The sequence below is a fragment of the Symbiopectobacterium sp. Eva_TO genome (assembly GCF_053848865.1).
Window position 1 is genome coordinate 3,238,740 of the sequence record NZ_JBSPEY010000004.1, and the last position, 15,743, is coordinate 3,254,482.

Below are 15,743 nucleotides of genomic sequence, written 5' to 3' on the forward strand. Positions count from 1 at the left end.
TTGTATCTTAAGTTAACGATGCCCGCTGGCGCCGATATTCTCTTGGGGAGTTGTATCCCAGCGCACTGTGCGGATGGTTTTCATTGTAATGATTGAACGCCGCTGCAAGATTCTTCAGCGCTGTTCGCACATCGGGTTTTGGCATGAAGGCGATGTAATCTTCCTTCATCGTCTTCACGAACCGTTCTGCCATGCCGTTACTCTGTGGACTGCTCACTGCTGTTGTGCAGGGCTCCAGATTCAGTTCTCTGGCGAACTTCCGCGTTTCATGCGCTGTGTACGCTGAACCATTATCCGTCAGCCATTGCACTGGTTTATCCGGCAGCGCGCTACCGAAGCGTTTTTCCACCGACCTCAGCATCACATCCTGCACGGTTGAACTGTCATAACCCCTGGTGCTCGCTGCCCAGTCTATGGCCTCCCGGTCGCAGCAGTCCAGTGCGAACGTCACCCGCAGCTTCTCGCCGTTGTCACAACCGAACTCGAAGCCATCTGAGCACCAGCGCATATCGCTCTCTGCTACCGCGATTTTGCCTTTATGCTCCCGCTTCGGACGTTCAGTTTTATCATGCAACAACAGCAGGTTATGCTCGCTCATTATCCTGTAAAGCCGTTTGGCGTTCACCGGTGGAAGTCCCTCTGCACGACGTTGCTTACGCAGGATACCCCACACTCGGCGGTAACCGTAACTGGGCATGTCGCTGATGATACGGAGGATGTCCGATAATATCTCAGCATCAGCTTCGTCATTACGCCGGTTGCTGCGCCTGTCCAGCCAGTCGGCAGAACGGTTAACCCGCAGTGACAGCTGCGCACGCGACACGCTCATGGCGCGGCTGACCAGAGCTATTCCCCGTCCTTTGGCAACAAGGGCGCGTGCGCTATCCATTTTCGCGACTGGCGGTACTCCACTGCTTCTTTGAGGATCTCAACTTCCATCGTCTTCTTACCCAGAAGGCGCTGTAGCTCCCGGACCTGCTTGAGGGCAGTCGCCAGCGCCGAAGCTGGAACCACTTCTTCTGCGGCCGCAACGGCGGTGAGGCTTCCTTCCTGGTATTGCTTCTTCCACTTAAACAAAAGGCTGGGCTGGATGCCATGCAGGCGGGCTACATGGGAGACGTTCATCCCCGGCTCCATTGTCTGCTGAATGATGGCGATTTTCTCTTGCGGAGTTTTACGCTTACGGACTTCTTGCCCTAACAGGATCCCGGTCATTTCAAAATTAGCATGATTGTTAGACATATATCTAAGCCTATCTCTTATCTGGAGATACAGCTACTGTCTGGTGTTACAGGGGGCTACATCACGTCCATCGCCTCACCATTGCGGCGGATACCGACCACAGAAAGCCCGTAGCGGCTGCGGAAGCCTACGTCATAAAGCGTCTTACCAATGAGCTCAGAATCGGGGATCAGCGACACTTCCGCCATCCCCACATCGCGAGCTTGTTCAGAAAAGTATTCACCGCGCAGCACCATCGGTTCCAAGCGCTGAGAGGTGCAAAACTCACGCAAATCGACTTCAGAGGCTGACATATCAATCAGCAACACATCGTTTAACCGCAGTTCGGTGTTACCCGCCACGCTGACCATCACGCGACGGAACTTACGCCAGCGCTCAATCCCCACCACGTTGGCACCGTAGCGCTGGCGCAGACGCAAATCGTCCAGGCGGTGGCCGATAAAAGGTGAACCCGGCAGTATCGCCAAACGACGTGCTCTGCCCGTCAGCTTGTAATCGCGAATCAGCTCACGGAAGGTCTTGCGCTTCCAGCCCTCTTTATTCGCCGCTAGCGGATCGACACCGCTCAGCCAGAATCGAGCCACCAGCATGTAAGCAATGCCCAGCAGCAACACCACGACACCAATCGGGGTGACGCTGAAAAAGCCGAAACCGTGGTTGCCGTCACGCATCAACTCACTGCTTACCACCATGTTGGGCGGCGTCGCCACCAGCGTCATCATCCCGCTGATCAGGCCAGCAAAACTGAGCGGCATCATCAGCCGCCCCGGTGAGGTTTTCATTTTGGCCGAAACGCTCAGCACCACAGGGATAAAGATCGCCACCACACCGGTGGAACTCATAAATGCGCCCAGCGCCGCTACGGTCAGCATCAGTAGCACCAGCATCTTGATCTCACTGTTGCCCGCAACGCGAATCAGCCACTCCCCGACCTGATACGCCACGCCGGTTCTGACCAGCCCTTCGCCAATAACAAACAGCGCGGCAATAAGGATCACGTTGGGGTCGCTGAAGCCGACTAGCGCATCCGACAGCGTTAAGGTACCGCTCAACACAAAGGCGATGATAACCAGCAGCGCCACCACATCCATGCGTAGCTTATTTTTTCTAAACAATAAGATAGCGATGAACAGCAGGGATAACACCCAGAGCAGTTCGCGGTTCAAATGATTCTCCCCAAAAAACGCGTAAGCCAGCGGCAACACGGTCACTTATAACCGTCCAGACGGTAACAGCCTAAAAAATCACGCTTAACCCAAGTCTATTCTGGTAGTCTGCCATAAAAAAACCCCGCCGAGGCGGGGTTTTGATCATATTTAGTTACGCTTTTATCAATCGGTTAGCTTACTCACCTGCACACCGTTCGGCATAGGCGTCAAGGTCAGTTGCGTTAGCGATGTCAGAACCATATCAACGTCCTCTAACGCCAAGGTATCCGCCGGGGCATTAACGGCAATCACCTGACAACCTGCCGCTAATCCAGATTCCAATCCGGCAGGCGCATCTTCTACCACCACGCACTCATGCGGTTCCAGACTCAGGCTTGCAGCACCCAGCAGATAAGCATCCGGCTGCGGCTTACCGCGAGCCACCTGTTCGGCGGTGATAAACACCTGCGGCTGCGGCAATTGCCCGGCACGATGGCGCGCATGGGCGATAGGTACGGTGCCTGATGTCACGATAGCCCAGGGAATGCCGAGTGCGTTAAGACGTTCAAGGAGTTGGCTTGCGCCCGGCATCGCCTGCACGCCCTGCGTGTCAGACGCTTCGGTGCGCTCCAGTTCATCAAACTCACGCTGGATCTCCGCTTCGCTTTTACCCTGCAAAAAGTGGCGCAGCGAGGTGATCGCCTGTTTGCCATGGATAAAATCAAGCACCTCCAGGGGGGCGATATCATGGGCAACCGCCCAATTAACCCAGGCACGCTCCACGGCTGGTAGTGAATCCACCAACGTACCATCTAAATCAAACAGGAAATCTTTACACTCCACAACCACCTCTTTGTTTTGTTTCACCGGTTCAGGCATTGATGATTTGCGCAATCTCTACGGCGCTCAAATGATACTGACGCGGACAGGACACCCACACTGCCAGCATGCGGTTGTATTTTTCCCACATTTTAGTCTGTGCGTTGAAGCCGTGAGTACCGGAATCGAAATGCGGGTAACGCCCTTCCACATGCACCATGAAACGAACAAAGCCGAGATAGCGCGCTTCGGTCGCGGCATCAAAGCCCAAAAAGGCCAAGCGACGCTGATCCAGATCCTTGCGGTCTTTCAGGTTATCCCAGGAAACCTGCAAGGCGTGGTGCATTGGGTCTTCTCTTGTTGTGGTGGCTGAAGGCATGATAATGGTGCATTTAATCGCCAGAGGTCACCGCCATGGACGAAAAGTTTCTCTACGCTCATATTCTCAACCTGTCCGTTCCGTGGCAGGTAAGGTCCCTTTCTCTCGATGAAAATGCCGGTTCTGTTACTGTCACTGTTGGAATCGCTGAAAACACCCGGTTAGCCTGTCCGACCTGCGGTAAATCCTGTTCTGTTCACGATCACCGTCATCGTAAATGGCGGCACCTCGATACCTGCCAGTTCACCACGCTGGTTGAAGCAGAGGTTCCCCGCATTATGTGTCCGGAGCATGGCTGCCAGACGTTGCCTGTTCCGTGGGCAGGGCCTGGCAGCCGGTATACGCTGCTGTTCGAATCGTTTGTGCTCTCATGTCTGAAAATCAGCACCGTTGATGCTGTCAGGAAACAACTTAAGCTCAGCTGGAATGCGGTTGACGGCATTATGATCCGGGCCGTTAAGCGAGGTCTTGCCCGGATAAAAAAGCCATTATCCTCCCGTCATATGAATGTGGATGAGGTCGTCTTTAAAAAAGGGCATCGTTACATAACGGTGATCTCCGATCGCGATGGACGGGCGCTGGCCTTAACGGATGATCGCGGCACAGAGAGTCTCGCCGGCTATCTTCGCACGCTCACTGACGGGCAGTTGCTGGCTATCAAAACGCTCTCAATGGACATGAATGCAGGATATATAAGAGCAGCACGTATCCACTTACCCAGTGCGGTTGAGAAAATCGCCTTCGACCGCTTCCATGTAGCAAAGCAACTGGGCGAAGTGGTGGATAAAACCCGCCAGAATGAACATACGCACGGCTTTGTTGAATAAACAGATTTTATGCTACCAGCCCAGTAAAACGATTGTTTCCAGCAACGTAAAATCATGCAGTTAAGCATCATGAGAAAACGGAATGCCTGAGGTGATAAGCATTTTCTACCAAAATGGGCATAGTAAAACAGCACGATTCCCTATTATTCAACAAAGCCCATACGCACCTTCCTGTTGAAAGCCGGCGTCAGGCAAAGGGGACCCGCTTCCTGTGGCAGTACAGCGGGAAAAGCTGATATGGCTGCGTGCACAGATGAAGCTGACGAGCCAGTGCTGGGCGCTGAAAGAGCTGGCAAAGGATATCTGGAACAGGCCATGGAGCGAGGAAAGACGGAATGACAGGCAGATATGGCTGGCGCTGGCGGCCAACAGTGACGTTCCCATGATGAAAAATGCGGCGAAAACGATAGGAAAAAGGCTGTGTGTAGTGGCACACTGATACTGGCCACCTGATCGGAGGTGATATGCTCACCTCATCAACACGACAGGTGACCTCATGGGTAAACATTTTACGGCGGAATTTAAGCTCGAAGCCGCAAAGCTGGTTGTCGACCACGGCTACACATACGTTAAGGCCGCAGAGGCGGTTAATGTCAGCCATTCTGCCATTAGTCGCTGGGTCAATAAGCTTCGCCTTGAACGACAGGGAAAAACGCCAACGGGACTTCCTCTTACCCCTGAACAGCTCGAGCTGCGTGAGATGAAGAAAAAAGTCCAATGCCTTGAAATGGAGAACGAAATCCTAAAAAAGGCTACGGCGCTCTTAATGTCGGACTCACTCAACGGTTCACGGTAGTCGACAGGCTGAGGGCGCGATACCCGGTCACGGCGTTGTGCCAAACTTTTGAGGTACATCGCAGCAGCTACAGGCACTGGCAGGCTTCCGCTAATGAACCCGACGGTGAGCGCGTGGTTAAGTGTAGCCGCGTCATGGAAGCCTGGAACGCCAGCGGCGGCTCTGCCGGCGCTCGAAGTATCGCGACCATCGTCACCGGCAGCTCTGGTGTCAAAATGGGGCGCTGGCTGGCTGGCAAGCTGATGAAGGAGCTGGGTATCGCCAGCTGCCAGCGACCGGCTCACAAATACAAACGCGGCGGCAATGAACACGTTGAAATACCGAACTATCTCAACCGCCAGTTCGCGGTTACCGCGCCGGATCAGGTCTGGTGCGGCGATGTGACCTACATCTGGACGGGCAAATGCTGGGCTTACCTTGCGGTGGTGCTAGATCTGTTCGCCCGCAAACCGGTGGGCTGGGCCATGTCGACGTCGCCGGACTCGGCGCTGACAGTTAAAGCGTTGCAGATGGCCTGGGAACTCCGGGGACAACCAACAGGAGTCATGTTCCACAGCGACCAGGGCAGCCACTATACCAGCCGTCAATACCGGCAAGCCCTGTGGCGCTGCCGGATAAAGCAGAGTATGAGTCGGCGGGGTAACTGCTGGGATAATGCGCCAATGGAGCGGTTCTTCCGCAGCCTGAAGACAGAATGGGTGCCGACAAAGGGTTACAACAGCTTCAGCGAAGCCCAGGACGCGATTATCCGCTACATCACGGGGTATTACAGCGCTATCCGGCCTCACTGGTATAACGGCGGCTTAACTCCAAACGAATCTGAGCGACTGTTCTACATACAGTCTAATGGGGTGGCCAATATTAGTTGACCACTACACCAAATCGTAATGCTGGAGAAAATTCAGCAACCGTCCGGCACCGTTATTGTTCAGCCAATTGTGCAGATTATCGAAATAGCCCTTTTCCTGAGCATGAGCCGGATCTGGCTCCAGCACCAGATAGCGCCGCTCACGGATCCCCGCTTTCAATGCCTGTATGCTGTTGCTAGCAAATATCAGCCGGGCAAAGTTCGGCATTGGCTCCGGGTCAATCCCTTTCCGTTCAAGGTTAATCGAGTTCTCGCTGATGATGCCTTTCAGCCGATCACCTTCATAGTTGCGCCCTACCGTGACTTCATCGGCAAAGATCAGGAGCTTGTTCGCCATCGTTGCATTGAACTTCCCGGCGATCTGCCCGGCACCGTTGATATGTACCGCATACTGCCCGAGAATATCCTGTAGTGGACGCACCATTGTGCCTTTCCCCGTTCCGGGAATGGACTTCATCACAATAGCGACTGACGGCTTTTCATCCGGGCGCTGTATTAAATGTGCCATCCAGCGAATCAGATAGGCGTAGGTGGTCTCGTCCCCGGCACAAATCACCCGCCGCAGATGCTCGAGGTAAGGCGAACAATCCCCCGGCGTTGGCTCAACGGATAAGCCAGTGAACAGGTTATAGACGCTCTCCGGGCATTTTGACGGCGATGGATAGAAGCCCACGCCACCCGGCTTGTAGTTTTTCCCCGGCCAGTTCAGCCACGCCACACCAGCGGGTTTACGGGCTATACGTTCACAATGAAGAAAGTAGTTTCTAAACTGTGATATGTCCTCAAAGACATGCGTCACGCCGTTCACCTGACACGGTTTCAAGCTAACCACGCGATGCTTGCCGCCAATCGTCACATGCGTGTACGTCTCGTTGATCGCCTCCAGTATCTTGATATCTTCATCCGCCAGCGCTTCACCGTCAGCCAGTGCGCGATGTTCGGCTATCATCATGGCGGGGGTAAAATGGCTTAGCCCTTCGTTAAAGGCGAGCGTCGCAACCTCTAGCCCGTTCTGCTGGCGGTAGTCGTTCCAGTCCGCCTTGTGGTCAGTGGGCGGCAACGTCACCCAGCCAGAAACAGCGGTGGCGGCGCTCTCGGCCCTCTCCTTACCCTTGTTGCGCTCACCGGGCTTAATGTCGTTGTCGGCGGCAATGATGATTTTTGCTGCAGGATATTTTTCCCTTATTACCTTCGCAACGGGTAGCAGGTTGTCCGCGTCCATCGCCGCTACCGTAAAGGCATCCGGTCGTATCTGATGTACCGTCGTTGCTGTAGCGTAGCCCTCAGCAATCAGCACCATTTCAGCGCTCTGGGGGATGTAGCCCAGCGGAATAAATGCCCCTTTCTTTTTTGAACCGGCAATCAGGCGCTTGCGCCCGTCAGTGCCAATCACATGCGCACCCGTCACCGCGCCGTCTATCGTTCTAAGCGCCAACAGTATTGACCCGTCATCCAACAGCGAATGGGGGCCTTTCAGCCCCTTATTGTTGAGATAGACGGACTCTCCGCTATGGGTGGACTTCATCAATGCGGCGATCCAGTTAGCCATAGGAACCCTAGGCTGTGTCCCTTAATCCCATGAGTTATATTAACTGTTTGTTTCTACATCATTTTGAACTACGGCTCGCTACGACCTTCCCGATGAAGCATGGGCTATCATCCAGCCCTTACTCCCTGCTGAACCAGCAACACCACAGGCCGGACGCCCATGGGCTGAGCATCGCATGATTATCAATGGCATGTTCTGGGGCTGTGCTCTGGTGCCCCATGGCGTGATTTACCTGAGCGATACGGCCCATGGAAAACCGTTTATAACCGCTTTAACCGATGGTCAAAATCGGGAGTCATTAACCTTATTTTCAATAAGTTACTTTCATCACTTGATGCCCATGGCCTCGTGGACTGGTCAGCGACTGCGCTGGATGGTAGCAATATCAGGGCGCTGAAATGTGCTGCCGGTGCTCAAAAAAACATCCCGATATCACCGGAGATAATGGGCTGGGTCGCTCTCGAGGTGGTTTTGGCACCAAAATCCATCTGGCTACAGACGGAAGTGGTCTTCCGTTAAACATCGTGTTGAGCCCCGGTCAGGCTCATGAAAGTCAGTTTGCACTACGTCTTTTGGACGGTATTGGTGTTCAACGCCATAACGGCAGTATGAAACGCCGTGGTCATGCGGTACTCGCTGACAAGGCGTACTCCGGGCATGTATTACCTAACGAGCTGAAAAACAGAGGTATAAAAACTGTTATCCCCCGGAAATCCACTGAAAAAATGGCGGTGGATGGTCGTTCAAAGCTCGATCGTGACGCCTACCGCAATCGGAACGTTGTTGAACGGTGCTTTGGCCGTCTGAAAGAATACCGTCGCATTGCGACACGTTACGACAAAACGGCGAGGAATTATCTGGCAATGTTGAAACTGGGCTGCATCCACCTGTTTTACCAGAGGTTATGTAATTAAGGGACACAGCCTAACCTTCTCTTTGGCTGGCTTCTTCTCCGGAAGCGGTATCGCCATCACCTCAGCCACCTTTCTGGCAGCATCAGGAGCGCTGCACTGGAACACTTTCATCACCAAATCCAGCCCTGTACCGGCCCCACAGTGTGAGCAAAAGTAAGTGCCTCTCCCTTCCTTGTCGTCAAAACGATAACGGGTATTACCCCCACAGTGAGGGCATTCGCCCTCCTTGCGGTTGGTCGATATGTCGAGGCGCTGCAAGATGGCTTCCCAATGCCCGTTGGCCTTGAGGCGGATATCATCGACAAAAGTAGTCATACCCACCTCCGAGCGTTGACGTCATATCTGCCACCATCGACTGCCAGATTTCAGCACCGTAGGCGGTCAATCCGCACTCGGTGATGCACTTTTCCAATAACCGTATGGCAGCGTCCTCCCATAGCCTGTAGTTCTGCTGCAAGGCTTCCAGAAAATAGCTATCCACGAGGTCACGGACGCCTTTCACCCCACCAACTATCTGAACTTCAATAGGGGGTACCGTTTCAATCACAAAGTGCTCCCCACCATTGGTCGTGGTCAGATGGTCATACAGCACCGCCGAATACTGGTTAGCCAGCGCATTAAGGCGGAAGTTTTTTGTTACCAGTGTCATATTTCCCCCTCAGTGTGTGGTTGGCGCTTCCGGCATCCCGGACTCGTTCAGCGTTTTGATAAAGCTATCGTGCAACTCGGATAGCACCTCGCGCCCCATCTCGGAGAGGCCGCCGTTTTCATCGCGCATCTCCATATAAAACTGGATAGCGTTTAGCGTTCCCTGTTCCGCGCCGTATTTCTCAATCAGCGCCCCCTCGATGTTGTTAGCCATCGCGAAACGCTCAGCCGCCAGATACAGGTTCATCGCGCCATATTCGCCCTGATAAACCGCACATTCCTTGAACTCACCCGGACGCCATTCAACGGTAACGGTACCGTTGGCTTCACGTTGCTCACGGTTGAAGGCGTAAGCAATCAGCCAACGCCACAGCAGTAGCGCGTCATGGTTGGTATAGTCGTAGTCGGACTGCCCCCATTTGCGGGCAATCTCAAACGCCAAATTTAGGTCGTCATCCCACTCACCAGCGTCAAGGCGCGTCATGGCATCGGCGTAGGGTATGAGGTCTACATGCTCGTACAGGCGCTCAGCGGTGTGTTGCGAGATGTTGATACCGTCCGGGGTATTCTCGACGTGATAGCGACTCATGCGGCATCCTCCATCACAGCAGCCAACGTGCGGCTAACTTCGCAGTTGAGGTCACACTCTATACTGAGTAAGTCGATAAGAACCGGAGATACTTTCTCATCATTAGCCTTGTCAATAATGACTTCATACAGTGAACATGCTGCACTTGCACGGTATGCTGCGGTATCGAGAGAGATAGGTGTGTTACGCATGTGCCACCTCTTGAACTGTAACGATTTCCGTTATGGTTGAAGGTCACCTCGTTATACACAAGTCCGCAACGCCTTATATGCCAAGGGTTAGCGGGCTGAAATAGGCAGCCGGTGGGGTTGTAAATGAAGTGAAACCGACGTGTACTATCGCCATTTACGGCGCTGAAAAATGACACGGGATTCAGATGGCTGGGCACACCAAGAACTGGAAGGGGTAAATCTTGGTGACACGAGGCTCAATAAGCGTGCCAAAGGGCTTTTGATACGGCTGGCTGAGAATCCGCAAGCCAGCATTCCGCATGCGTGCCTCGGATGGTCTGAGACGCTGGGTGCTTACCGCTTCATGGAGAACCAAGCATTCGAATGGCGAGACATTCTGCAACCTCACTGGCAGCGTACGCAGGAAAGGATCCGAGAACACGAGGTTGTGCTGTGTATCCAAGACACTACCGAGCTTGACTTCAACGGGCAGCAAATCCAAGGCTTGGGTCCCTTGAACTACGAAGCCAGGCGTGGTCTGTATCTGCATCCGACCTACGCGGTCAGTCCGGATCGCGTGGGGTTGGGCGTACTGGATGCGTGGATGTGGGCAAGAGAGCCGAAGGATGCAGACGGAAAACGCGATGGGATCAAGGAGAGTACGCGCTGGCTCGAGGGATACGAGCGAGTTGCTGAACTCGCCTCGGAGTTGCCAAACACACGTCTGGTGTACTTAGCCGATCGCGAAGCGGATATCAAGGCGTTGATGCAGCTCGCTGATGACCTTGGCACTCCGGCTGACTGGTTGATCCGCTCGACTCATAATCGCAGTCTGGACTGTAATGAGAAGCTTTGGCAGAAGGTTGGAAAGACCGTGCCGGTGGGAGAAATCCAATTCGTTATGGCGGCTCGCGCGGGGCAGAAGGCGCGTACGGTGAAACAGGCGCTGCGCGTGAAGCGAGTGTCGCTGCGTTGCGGGTTGGCAGTGACTTGTGTGATAGCCAAGGAAATTGAGCCGCCAGCAGGCGTGAAGCCGGTCGAGTGGCGGTTGCTGAGCAATCGCGTACCTGAAGGACGAGAAGATATCGTGGAGCTGATCGACTGGTATCGGGCTAGATGGGAAATCGAGATGTTCTTCAATGTGCTGAAGAACGGCTGCTGTGTCGAAGCGTTACAGTTATCGACCGTGGATCGCATTGAGCGGGCATTGGCGCTGTTCATGATCGTGGCATGGCGCATCGCCTATTTAATGCGTATGGGACGAACCTGTCCAGAGCTGGACGCAATGTTGTTCTTTGATTCCGACGAGACTCATGGCGCTTACCTACTGATGAACAAGCGTATGCCCAAGGGCCGCCCTAAGCTAAACGAAGTATTGCGCTTAGTTGCGCAACTGGGAGGCTTTCTTGCTCGAAAAGGCGACGGTGAACCAGGCGCAAAAACTATCTGGAAAGGCTTGCAGAAAGTCATGACGGCCGCCGAAACGCTACGCGCGCTCAGGCACGAACAGAGATGTGTATAACGAGGTGGGTTGAAGGTGGGGTGATTTTGACCCTTCCTTGCACAGGTTGACGTCCAGCCCATATCAGGCGGCTGTCTTTGAACAGAGCGATGAAGGTGCGGCGATCTTGACGTGTGAACGACACTTTGCCGTAGGGCGTGGTCTCGTATTCGGGGATAATCCAGTAGGTATCAATAAACTCAGGGCGAGTTTGGGTAAAGCTCGGCTTGTCCCTGCCGATAAGGGCGGTATAGTTACACATAGCTACCTCGATAAGTACGTTATCGTTGGTGGTCAGAGGCCCGGTTAGTGTTGTAGCACTGCCGGGCTTCGTTGTTTGAGGTAAGCACTTGTCGTACAATTGGCTTACAACTTCACTATATACAGGAGTATACCAAGTGTCAACCATTAGTATCCAAGGTAAGGGAAGCAAGCAAATTGCTTTGCGTGTCGAAGCACCACTTGAAGAAGGGATTAAAAAAGCTCTTTCACAAGATGGTGATGCTTCTGTTTCAGCTTGGATAAAGCGAATTATCAGAAAAGAATTACAGTCACGAGGCATTGAACCCAAAGCCTGACTAGGCTGTGTCCCTTAATTACATAACCTCTGGTAAAACAGGTGGATGCAGCCCAGTTTCAACATTGCCAGATAATTCCTCGCCGTTTTGTCGTAACGTGTCGCAATGCGACGGTATTCTTTCAGACGGCCAAAGCACCGCTCAACAACGTTCCGATTGCGGTAGGCGTCACGATCGAGCTTTGAACGACCATCCACCGCCATTTTTTCAGTGGATTTTCGGGGGATGACAGTTTTTATACCTCTGTTTTTCAGCTCGTTACGTAATACATGCCCGGAGTACGCCTTGTCAGCGAGTACCGCATGACCACGGCGTTTCATACTGCCGTTCTGGCGTTGGACACTAATACCGTCCAAAAGACGTAGTGCAAACTGACTTTCATGAGCCTGACCGGGGCTCAACACGATGTTTAACGGAAGACCACTTCCGTCTGTAGCCATATGGATTTTGGTGCCGAAACCACCTCGAGAGCGACCCAGCCCATTATCTCCGGTGATATCGGGATGTTTTTTTGAGCACCGGCAGCACATTTCAGCGCCCTGATATTGCTACCATCCAGCGCAGTCGCTGACCAGTCCACGAGGCCATGGGCATCAAGTGATGAAAGTAACTTATTGAAAATAAGGTTAATGACTCCCGATTTTGACCATCGGTTAAAGCGGTTATAAACGGTTTTCCATGGGCCGTATCGCTCAGGTAAATCACGCCATGGGGCACCAGAGCACAGCACCCAGAACATGCCATTGATAATCATGCGATGCTCAGCCCATGGGCGTCCGGCCTGTGGTGTTGCTGGTTCAGCAGGGAGTAAGGGCTGGATGATAGCCCATGCTTCATCGGGAAGGTCGTAGCGAGCCATAGTTTAAAATGATGTAGAAACAAAGAGTTAGTATAACTCATGGGATTAAGGGACACAGCCTAGTCCGTTGCCATTCAGCGAAGCCAGTAGCTTGCAAGAGCCAATTGTGTTCTAATCCCTGTGAATTTCTAGGGCTAGAAATTATAAGCGTTGAAAGAAGGGCCGGACGTGGCCCTTTTTCTTTGCCTGTCGTCTGCACAAATGCCGAATCCGCCTTGTTATTCAATAGGTTGTCTGCACACACCCCCAACATATGAGTGTATGCTAAACCATTGATTGTATTGCGAGAGGTCACAGTGACCTCCGGCATGGGGATCTGGTGGTGGCGAGATTTTGCACTCCCCGATTTTGGGGAGCTCAAATGGAAGACATAATCATCATTTAACCACTTGATAAAATTACACTTCCTCACTTTGGCTAAGCTAAATATTAAGCTCAATGGGCCAGCCAAGGGGAAGGCTTCTTTCTGGCTGGCCTTCCCCAAGTCAATTAATCCCTCCGTTTGAAACGGAGGAATGCCACGTTGGAATATATCGCCCACTTTATTTAAGGCGTAGGGATACCCGTTCCGGTTATTACCGGAAATTATCGTTAACATAGCTAAACCTTAATTATTTATGAGCGTTGGCGTACGGGTTATGCACGTTTTCAACTTCAGGAATATTACGCATCCAATGCATTAAATCACTCAGCAGCCACGCGCAATGTTTTTCTGTTAATGCACGACGAGCGGGGAAGCGCCCTTTTAATTCCATGCGGTGTACCGAAGAACGAGATAGCGATGTAATGCGTTTACGCTCATCCTCGCGAACCAGACGGTCATAGGGTTCATTTAATTCATCCAAAATTACTTTGCGTTCTTCTTCTGTGGGATAGACATATTTATTGGACATTTCATTGCCTCTTTGAGAATAGTGTTTTGATGGCATGGTAGCGGCTCAATCTGGAAAGTAAATAGGAGGTGTGAGAGCTAGTTTGTGGATAACTCTCACTTAGTATTTTATTTGATGTCTCCTGATGCTTCCTGATGTTTCTAGACGCATCAATGCTTGTACGAAAAAAAGGGCTTTGTTGAATAAATAGAAAGTTTGGGTAATCATCGGATCAGATCACCATAGTTGTTTCAACATCAGGTCTCCATGGCAAAACAAAATTTTAAAATCACTAACTGGCCCTCCTATAACAATGCCCTCAAGCAGCGCGGTTCTCTAACCGTATGGCTAGATGAATCAGCCATTGCTGCATGGACGGAAAAAACGACTACTGAACGGCGTGGACGACCGCTCCACTACTCAGATATGGCCATCACCACAGTCCTGATGATGAAACGCGTGTTTGGCCTTTCATTGAGGGCTTTACAGGGTTTTGTTGACTCGATTTTTAAACTGATTAAATTGTCGCTGCATTGTCCAGACTATTCGCTGCTCAGCAAGCGAGCAAAGACAGTGAACATCAGCATAAAAACGCCAACCCGTGGTGAAATCTCACATCTGGTCATTGATGGAACCGGCCTGAAGGTCTTTGGCGAAGGCGAATGGAAAGTCCGGCAGCATGGTGCCGACAGACGCAGGGTGTGGCGTAAGCTGCATCTGGCAGTAGACAGTGCGATGCATGAGATTATCTGTGCGGATTTGTCGCTCAGTGGTACGACTGATGCCCAGGCTCTACCGGCACTGATAAACCAGACCCACCGGAAAATCAGAGAGGCATCGGCTGACGGCGCTTACGATACAGGTTACTGCCATGATGCTCTGCTGAGGAAGAAAATAAGGCCGCTTATCCCGCCGCGAAGGGGGGCGCAATATTGGCCGGACCACTACCACGAGCGTAACCACGCTGTTGCAAATCAGCGCCTGAGCGGCAGCAAGGATACCTGGAAAAATAAAGTGGGCTATCACCGACGCTCAGTGGCTGAAACGGCCATGTTCCGGTTCAAAACGCTTCTGGGTGGTCATCTAAGTCTGCGTGACTACGATGCTCAGGTGGGTGAAGCCATGGCGATGGTCAAAGCGCTTAACCGGATCACGCTATTAGGAATGCCGAACAGTATTCGCATCACGTAACAATCGACCTGGGGCACAGTCGTTACAAGTTCTGATTTATTCAACAAAGCCGAAAAAAAGTTTAAAATATTTTCTCGTCAGCCTGACTTTTTATTCTCGGAGGTGATAAATGGGTGTTTTTTAGCCAATTCATCCAATCTATCCATCCACCTATTCAGAGCGTCGAGTTTCTCCGGCAGGTACTGACTCCGGTTGTAAATACCCATCACCCCCGGCATAGCATGGCCTAGAAGCTGCTCTACGATATGTGGAGCTACGCCCATGTCATTAAGTCCGGTTGCAAGAGTGCGACGCAAGTCGTGGGGCGTCCACTGTGTATTGTGATTGAGTTTTTTCCATACCTTGCAGCCCCATATGCTAACTGCTGATCGGTGTTTCATTTCTCCCAATAAATATCCTGTTTTCAAATTACAATCTATCAAGCTCTTCATATATGGCCGGATTTTTTCTGGTATTGGTCTTATTATTGGTGAGTCGGTTTTGCTATGAGACCTAGGCACTTTCCATAGCCAATCATCAAGATCCCATTCGTCCCAGAGTGATAATCTAGCCTCCGAACTCCGGCAACCAAACACCATTAATATCTTTAGCCAAGATGAATAGTAAGGAAGAAATTTGTTTGTGTTATTCAGAGAATCCCATAACTGTCCAATTTCGACATCAGTTAAGACTCTGTCGCGCTTTGATTCCTTTTGGCCAACATCAGATACGACTAAATCATCAAGAGCATTGCTAATGTGTATTAGCTCAGACCTGATCTGACAGTTACCGGTTATTTATACAGGTGTCTGTC

At 52.1% G+C, this 15,743-nt stretch carries 14 protein-coding genes and 6 pseudogenes; 7 read left to right on the top strand and 13 right to left on the bottom strand.

Annotated elements, in window-relative coordinates; genetic code table 11:
• Positions 1-7 precede the first annotated feature (7 nt).
• The 4 genes and pseudogenes from ACWWJF_RS19210 to ACWWJF_RS19225 form a co-directional block, all read right to left on the bottom strand.
• Positions 8-1,215 (bottom strand): IS3 family transposase gene (locus tag ACWWJF_RS19210; RefSeq protein ID WP_455871153.1). Its coding sequence is split into 2 segments (ribosomal slippage): positions 8-894 and positions 894-1,215, totalling 1,209 coding nucleotides; the frame shifts between segments, so codons are not numbered across the junction.
• Positions 1,216-1,307: 92 nt separating this feature from the next.
• A pseudogene (locus tag ACWWJF_RS19215) lies at positions 1,308-2,408 on the bottom strand (SLC13 family permease); the annotation flags it as partial.
• Between the two features lie 165 nt (positions 2,409-2,573).
• Complete coding sequence (locus ACWWJF_RS19220; protein WP_455871175.1) at positions 2,574-3,233, bottom strand: sugar phosphatase; 660 nt, start codon at positions 3,231-3,233, stop codon at positions 2,574-2,576.
• A 28-nt stretch (positions 3,234-3,261) separates the two neighbouring features.
• A pseudogene (locus tag ACWWJF_RS19225) lies at positions 3,262-3,555 on the bottom strand (YfbU family protein); the annotation flags it as partial.
• A gap of 68 nt (positions 3,556-3,623) precedes the next feature.
• Between ACWWJF_RS19225 and ACWWJF_RS19230 the strand changes: the two are divergent.
• From ACWWJF_RS19230 to ACWWJF_RS19240, 3 genes and pseudogenes are all read left to right on the top strand, one after another.
• Positions 3,624-4,412: pseudogene (locus ACWWJF_RS19230) on the top strand (ISL3 family transposase); the annotation flags it as partial.
• Positions 4,413-4,582: 170 nt separating this feature from the next.
• Positions 4,583-4,836 (top strand): annotated as a pseudogene (locus ACWWJF_RS19235) (ISL3 family transposase); the annotation flags it as partial.
• Between the two features lie 75 nt (positions 4,837-4,911).
• A protein-coding gene (locus tag ACWWJF_RS19240; RefSeq protein ID WP_455870324.1) for an IS3 family transposase occupies positions 4,912-6,080 on the top strand; the annotation gives its coding sequence in 2 pieces (ribosomal slippage) (positions 4,912-5,167 and positions 5,167-6,080; 1,170 coding nt in all).
• A 3-nt stretch (positions 6,081-6,083) separates the two neighbouring features.
• Here ACWWJF_RS19240 and ACWWJF_RS19245 read toward each other — a convergent pair.
• Positions 6,084-7,628: a DUF5906 domain-containing protein gene (locus ACWWJF_RS19245; RefSeq protein WP_455870325.1), complete on the bottom strand. Its 1,545-nt coding sequence runs from the start codon at positions 7,626-7,628 to the stop codon at positions 6,084-6,086.
• A 106-nt stretch (positions 7,629-7,734) separates the two neighbouring features.
• On the opposite strand from ACWWJF_RS19245, the pseudogene ACWWJF_RS19250 reads away from it, so the two are divergent.
• Positions 7,735-8,542, top strand: a pseudogene (locus ACWWJF_RS19250) (IS5 family transposase).
• Here the strand turns inward: ACWWJF_RS19250 and ACWWJF_RS19255 are convergent.
• From ACWWJF_RS19255 to ACWWJF_RS19270, 4 genes are read right to left on the bottom strand one after another with little or no spacing between them, the layout of a single operon-like run.
• A complete protein-coding gene (locus tag ACWWJF_RS19255; RefSeq protein WP_455870326.1) occupies positions 8,531-8,857 on the bottom strand; it encodes a primase-helicase zinc-binding domain-containing protein in 327 nt (108 codons plus the stop codon). The pseudogene ACWWJF_RS19250 and the gene ACWWJF_RS19255 overlap by 12 nt on opposite strands.
• Positions 8,838-9,185, bottom strand: a complete 348-nt coding sequence (locus ACWWJF_RS19260; RefSeq protein WP_455871176.1) for a hypothetical protein — start codon at positions 9,183-9,185, stop codon at positions 8,838-8,840. Before ACWWJF_RS19260 ends, ACWWJF_RS19255 begins: the two co-directional genes overlap by 20 nt.
• Before the next feature lie 15 nt (positions 9,186-9,200).
• Positions 9,201-9,779, bottom strand: a complete 579-nt coding sequence (locus ACWWJF_RS19265) for a hypothetical protein (RefSeq protein ID WP_455870327.1) — start codon at positions 9,777-9,779, stop codon at positions 9,201-9,203.
• Positions 9,776-9,970 (bottom strand): hypothetical protein, encoded by a 195-nt coding sequence (locus ACWWJF_RS19270; protein ID WP_455870328.1) that lies wholly within the window; start codon positions 9,968-9,970, stop codon positions 9,776-9,778. The genes ACWWJF_RS19265 and ACWWJF_RS19270 overlap by 4 nt, the downstream gene beginning before the upstream one ends.
• Before the next feature lie 169 nt (positions 9,971-10,139).
• Between ACWWJF_RS19270 and ACWWJF_RS19275 the strand changes: the two genes are divergently transcribed.
• On the top strand, positions 10,140-11,471 hold the full coding sequence (locus ACWWJF_RS19275; protein ID WP_455868936.1) for an IS4 family transposase: 1,332 nt from the start codon (positions 10,140-10,142) through the stop codon (positions 11,469-11,471).
• Here the strand turns inward: ACWWJF_RS19275 and ACWWJF_RS19280 are convergent.
• A complete protein-coding gene (locus ACWWJF_RS19280; RefSeq protein WP_455870329.1) occupies positions 11,446-11,712 on the bottom strand; it encodes a hypothetical protein in 267 nt (88 codons plus the stop codon). The two genes, ACWWJF_RS19275 and ACWWJF_RS19280, sit on opposite strands and share 26 nt — an antisense overlap.
• 136 nt (positions 11,713-11,848) lie before the next feature.
• Between ACWWJF_RS19280 and ACWWJF_RS19285 the strand changes: the two genes are divergently transcribed.
• A complete protein-coding gene (locus tag ACWWJF_RS19285) occupies positions 11,849-12,028 on the top strand; it encodes a hypothetical protein (RefSeq protein WP_455871281.1) in 180 nt (59 codons plus the stop codon).
• A gap of 14 nt (positions 12,029-12,042) precedes the next feature.
• On the opposite strand, the gene ACWWJF_RS19290 is transcribed toward ACWWJF_RS19285, so the two are convergent.
• Together ACWWJF_RS19290 and ACWWJF_RS19295 are read right to left on the bottom strand one after the other, a co-directional pair.
• A protein-coding gene (locus tag ACWWJF_RS19290) for an IS5 family transposase (RefSeq protein ID WP_455870330.1) occupies positions 12,043-12,887 on the bottom strand; the annotation gives its coding sequence in 2 pieces (ribosomal slippage) (positions 12,043-12,542 and positions 12,542-12,887; 846 coding nt in all).
• 611 nt (positions 12,888-13,498) lie between these two features.
• Complete coding sequence (locus ACWWJF_RS19295; RefSeq protein ID WP_455870331.1) at positions 13,499-13,816, bottom strand: helix-turn-helix transcriptional regulator; 318 nt, start codon at positions 13,814-13,816, stop codon at positions 13,499-13,501.
• A 210-nt stretch (positions 13,817-14,026) separates the two neighbouring features.
• On the opposite strand from ACWWJF_RS19295, the gene ACWWJF_RS19300 reads away from it, so the two are divergent.
• A complete protein-coding gene (locus ACWWJF_RS19300) occupies positions 14,027-14,950 on the top strand; it encodes an IS5 family transposase (RefSeq protein ID WP_455870332.1) in 924 nt (307 codons plus the stop codon).
• A 77-nt stretch (positions 14,951-15,027) separates the two neighbouring features.
• Here the strand turns inward: ACWWJF_RS19300 and ACWWJF_RS19305 are convergent.
• A pseudogene (locus tag ACWWJF_RS19305) lies at positions 15,028-15,714 on the bottom strand (site-specific integrase); the annotation flags it as partial.
• Positions 15,715-15,743 lie beyond the last annotated feature (29 nt).